This is a genomic window from Bifidobacterium erythrocebi (assembly GCF_012932675.1).
Lineage (GTDB): Bacteria > Actinomycetota > Actinomycetes > Actinomycetales > Bifidobacteriaceae > Bifidobacterium > Bifidobacterium erythrocebi.
The window spans coordinates 1-5,474 of record NZ_JAAIIF010000021.1 but is presented as its reverse complement, the minus strand read 5'-3'; the positions used below and the strand labels follow the sequence as shown (position 1 = coordinate 5,474).

Here is a 5,474-nt window from a genome sequence, read left to right as displayed (position 1 = left end):
TCGACCGTCCCCGAACACGGTTCGGGGGGATCGGACCGTGACGGTCCGGGAACCGGACAATGGACGCGAAAACATTTCGTCTTGTGACGCAGATCGGACGCTCCCTGCCGAGGGAACAACCAAACAGGACGCAATACGGGCCACCACCCAAGCGGATGGTGAAAGTATGATTGCCTTTCCCCCGTTAGTACCGGTCAGCTCCACCCCTCGCGGGGCTTCCACGTCCGGCCTATCGACCACGTGTTCTACATGGGGGGTCGCGCGGCCCGAGGCCGCGAGGAATCCTAATCTCGGAGCAGGCTTCCCGCTTAGATGCTTTCAGCGGTTATCCCTTCCGAACGTAGCCAACCGGCCGTGCCGCTGGCGCGACAACCGGCATACCAGAGGTTCGTCCACCCAGGTCCTCTCGTACTATGGGCAGGCCTCCTCAGGATTCCAACGAGCGCAGAGGATAGAGACCAAACTGTCTCACGACGTTCTGAACCCAGCTCGCGTGCCGCTTTAATCGGCGAACAGCCGAACCCTTGGGACCTGCTCCAGCCCCAGGATGCGACGAGCCGACATCGAGGTGCCAAACCATCCCGTCGATATGGACTCTTGGGAATGATCAGCCTGTTATCCCCGGGGTACCTTTTATCCGTTGAGCGATGCCGCGTCCGTACGCCGGCACCGGATCACTAGCTCCGACTTTCGTCCCTGCTCGACCCGTCAGTCTCGCAGTCAAGCTCCCTTGTGCGCTTACACTCGCCACCCGATTGCCAACCGGGCTGAGGGAACCTTTGAGCGCCTCCGTTACTCTTTGGGAGGCAACCGCCCCAGTTAAACTACCCGCCAGGCACTGTCCCTGACGAGGATGACTCGTCGAGGTTAGACATCCAATGCGAACAGAGCGGTATTTCACCTTGCGGCTCCGCACGGGCTGGCGCCCATGCCTCGCAGCCTCCCGCCTATGCTACACAATCCACACCGAATGCCAATACCAAGGTATAGTAAAGGTCCCGGGGTCTTTTCGTCCTTCTGCGCTTAACGAGCATCTTTACTCGTACTGCAATTTCGCCGAGCTCCTGGTCGAGACAGTGGGGAAGTCGTTACGCCATTCGTGCAGGTCGGAACTTACCCGACAAGGAATTTCGCTACCTTAGGATGGTTATAGTTACCACCGCCGTTTACCGGGGCTTGAATTCACCGCTTCGCCGAAGCTGACGGATCCTCTTAACCTTCCGGCACCGGGCAGGCGTCAGTGCATATACAGCGGCTTTCGCCTTCGCATGCACCTGTGTTTTTGGTAAACAGTCGCTACCCCCTGGCCTGTGCCACCCCCCGCCGCTCCCGGGGCAAGCCCGTTCACAGCAGGGGGTCTCCCTTGAACCGAAGGAACGGGAGCAATTTGCCGAGTTCCTTGACCAGGATTCGCTCGATCGCCTTGGTATTCTCTACCTGACCACCAGTGTCGGTTTGGGGTACGGGCGGCATTGGTCCTCGCGCCGAAGCTTTTCTCGACGGCCAGGATCACCGGATATCGGGCCGTAGGGCCCCCATCATCGCACCTCGCCGTACGCGTCGCACGGATTTGCCTGTGCGACCGGCTGCGTGCTTGACCACGGAAAACCACCTCCGCGGCCGGCTACCTGTCCGTGTCACTCCTGCGCTGCCCTACTGCCGGGCGGTTCCCAACGCGCCGGAACCACGCCAACCCGAAGGAAGGCACGGAAACCGGAACGGAGGTTAGCACCCCGGTCTCGGACCGGGCGGCCCAAAGCCGGTACGGGAATATCGACCCGTTCATCCATTCGACTACGCCTGTCGGCCTCGCCTTAGGACCCGACTAACCCGGGGACGATGAACGTGGCCCCGGAACCCTTGGTCATCCAGCGGCGGGGATCTTCACCCCGCTCTCGCTACTCATGTCTGCATTCTCACTCCCGTGCAGTCCACGACGCGCTTACGCGGCCGCTTCGCCCCGCACGGGACGCTCTCCTACCCAGTACAAAGTACTGCCGCGTCTTCGGTGGTGTGCTTGAGCCCCGCTACATTGTCGGCGCGGAACCACTAGACCAGTGAGCTGTTACGCACTCTTTCAAGGGTGGCTGCTTCTGAGCCAACCTCCTGGCTGTCTATGCGACTCCACATCCTTTCCCACTTAGCACACGCTTGGGGACCTTAGACGACGATCTGGGCTGTCTCCCTTTCCACAACGGAGCTTATCCCCCGCTGAGTCACTGCCGCGATACGCATCACGGGTATTCGGAGTTTGGTTGCTGTTGGTACCCGGTATGGGCCCGCAAGCATCCAGTAGCTCTACCCCCCGGATGTAATCACGCGACGCTGCACCTAAATGCATTTCGGAGAGAACCAGCTATCACGGAATTTGATTGGCCTTTCACCCCTAGCCCCAGGTCATCCCCTCAGTTTTCAACCTAAGTGGGTTCGGTCCTCCACGCGGTCTTACCCGCGCTTCAACCTGCCCAGGGCTAGATCATCCCGCTTCGGGTCCAGGGCACGCGACTCAAAACGCCTTTTGAGACTCGCCTTCGCTACGGCTCCCCCACCCGGGTTAGCCTCGCCACATGCCACTGACTCGCAGACTCATTTTTCGATAGGCACGCCGTCACCCCTAAAGGCTCCGACGGTTTGTAGGCGCACGGTTTCAGAGACTATTTCACTCCCCTCCCGGGGTACTTTTCACCTTTCCCTCACGGTACTCGTTCGCTATCGGTCAGACAGGAATATTTAGGCTTATGCAACGGTCTGCACGGATTCGCACGGGATTCCACGGGGCCCGTGCTACTTGGGAGAACCCATCGGAAGACCATGTCCCTACGGCTACGGGGCCATCACCCTCTGCGGCCCGGTATTCAACCCGGTTCGCCTAAGACATGGTTTTGTGACTCCCGCCCGACGCGTCGGCATCGGGACAGGGCTTCCCACAACACCCAGGACGCAACCCCCGACGGGTATCGCGCGCCCAAGGTTTGGCCTGATCCGCTTTCGCTCGCCACTACTCACGGAATATCCTCTCCTGCAGGTACTGAGATGTTTCACTTCCCTGCGTACCCCCCGCCCGAAGGCGGTGCCGGCCCATGACGGCCGGCGGGTTTCCCCATTCGGAAATCCTCGGATCAAAGCCCGGTTGGCGGCTCCCCGAGGCTTATCGCAGCCTCCAACGTCCTTCATCGGTCCTGTCTGCCAAGGCATCCACCCCACGCCCTTGCAGGCAACCCATACACCCGTACGGGACCCGCAAGCGCCCTATCGGCAAATTCCCAGACGACAAATCATCACATCTGAAATGATCACAAAACGATCGACGAACAACAATAAATCAGAATCAATCTAAAGAGTTCGATCGAAAAACAATAAAAGCAAAACGGAAGAAACAGGATTCCTTCCGAATCGCTCGCGTCCACTATCCAGTTCTCAAACCACCACGCGCCACGCGTTCCCGCAAGCCCCCGAGGGGAACCCGCGTACTCCGCATGGGCATCGGAACCGCACCGCAGGAAACCTGCGGGGTGGCGGTCCGGGAGCCCAAAAGCATGCCCGCACCATGCAAGCGCATGATCTCTTCCACACCAGCATCCCCGAAACAAAAACCACGGAACCATTCCGCGGGCTCGGGGTTCGCACCGGCCACCGGACAGTGGCCTGTATTCTCCGTAGAAAGGAGGTGATCCAGCCGCACCTTCCGGTACGGCTACCTTGTTACGACTTAGTCCCAATCACGAGTCTCACCTTAGACGGCTCCCCCCAGAAAACTGGTTGGGCCACCGGCTTCGGGTGCTACCCACTTTCATGACTTGACGGGCGGTGTGTACAAGGCCCGGGAACGCATTCACCGCGACGTTGCTGATTCGCGATTACTAGCGACTCCGCCTTCATGGAGTCGGGTTGCAGACTCCAATCCGAACTGAGACCGGTTTTGAGGGATCCGCTCCATGTCGCCATGTCGCATCCCGTTGTACCGGCCATTGTAGCATGCGTGAAGCCCTGGACGTAAGGGGCATGATGATCTGACGTCATCCCCACCTTCCTCCGAGTTAACCCCGGCGGTCCCCCGTGAGTTCCCACCATCATGTGCTGGCAACACGGGGCGAGGGTTGCGCTCGTTGCGGGACTTAACCCAACATCTCACGACACGAGCTGACGACGACCATGCACCACCTGTGAACCCGCCCCGAAGGGAGGCCCCATCTCTGGGGCTGTCGGGAACATGTCAAGCCCAGGTAAGGTTCTTCGCGTTGCATCGAATTAATCCGCATGCTCCGCCGCTTGTGCGGGCCCCCGTCAATTTCTTTGAGTTTTAGCCTTGCGGCCGTACTCCCCAGGCGGGATGCTTAACGCGTTAGCTCCGACACGGAACCCGTGGAATGGGCCCCACATCCAGCATCCACCGTTTACGGCGTGGACTACCAGGGTATCTAATCCTGTTCGCTCCCCACGCTTTCGCTCCTCAGCGTCAGTAACGGCCCAGAGACCTGCCTTCGCCATTGGTGTTCTTCCCGATATCTACACATTCCACCGTTACACCGGGAATTCCAGTCTCCCCTACCGCACTCCAGCCCGCCCGTACCCGGCGCAGATCCACCGTTAAGCGATGGACTTTCACACCGGACGCGACGAACCGCCTACGAGCTCTTTACGCCCAATAATTCCGGATAACGCTTGCACCCTACGTATTACCGCGGCTGCTGGCACGTAGTTAGCCGGTGCTTATTCGAAGGGTACACTCACCCGAAGGCTTGCTCCCCAACAAAAGCGGTTTACAACCCGAAGGCCGTCATCCCGCACGCGGCGTCGCTGCATCAGGCTTGCGCCCATTGTGCAATATTCCCCACTGCTGCCTCCCGTAGGAGTCTGGGCCGTATCTCAGTCCCAATGTGGCCGGTCGCCCTCTCAGGCCGGCTACCCGTCGTAGGCTCGGTGGGCCGTTACCCCGCCGACTACCTGATAGGACGCGACCCCATCCCATACCGATAAAATCTTTCCCAGCTGACCATGCGATCAGCTGGAGCATCCGGCATTACCACCCGTTTCCAGGAGCTATTCCGGTGTACGGGGCAGGTCGGTCACGCATTACTCACCCGTTCGCCACTCTCACGGCCGGAGCAAGCTCCAGCCGATCCCGTTCGACTTGCATGTGTTAAGCACGCCGCCAGCGTTCATCCTGAGCCAGAATCGAACCCTCCACAAAAAACCTCGTGAAAGGAATCAACATGTGACTCCAAAAAAAAGAAAATTGACGATCGCCTTATAAGGAAAGGCGCATCGCACGAAAACCCCGCCGACCTTCAAGGCCCCTCGGCCACTCCCAACGGGAGCGGACGGCGGACTGGCAATCATTGACTTGCATAAAGTAGTACAGACACGCTCTTGAGTTCTCAAACCACCACCGCACCGGACCCGGAGGAACCAGACCCAAGGGGCGAACCCCCGTGCCGAGCAGCAAGAGAAAAACTTACACCAACCACGCCCCC

The 5,474-nt window shown here is 59.6% G+C and carries 2 rRNA genes; both read right to left on the bottom strand.

From position 1 onward, the window contains the following. Positions 1-164: 164 nt before the first annotated feature. A 23S ribosomal RNA gene (locus tag G1C98_RS09240) occupies positions 165-3,222 on the bottom strand. 438 nt (positions 3,223-3,660) lie between these two features. Next, positions 3,661-5,191, bottom strand: a 16S ribosomal RNA gene (locus tag G1C98_RS09235). Together the 16S and 23S rRNA genes form the textbook arrangement of a ribosomal RNA operon. Positions 5,192-5,474 lie beyond the last annotated feature (283 nt).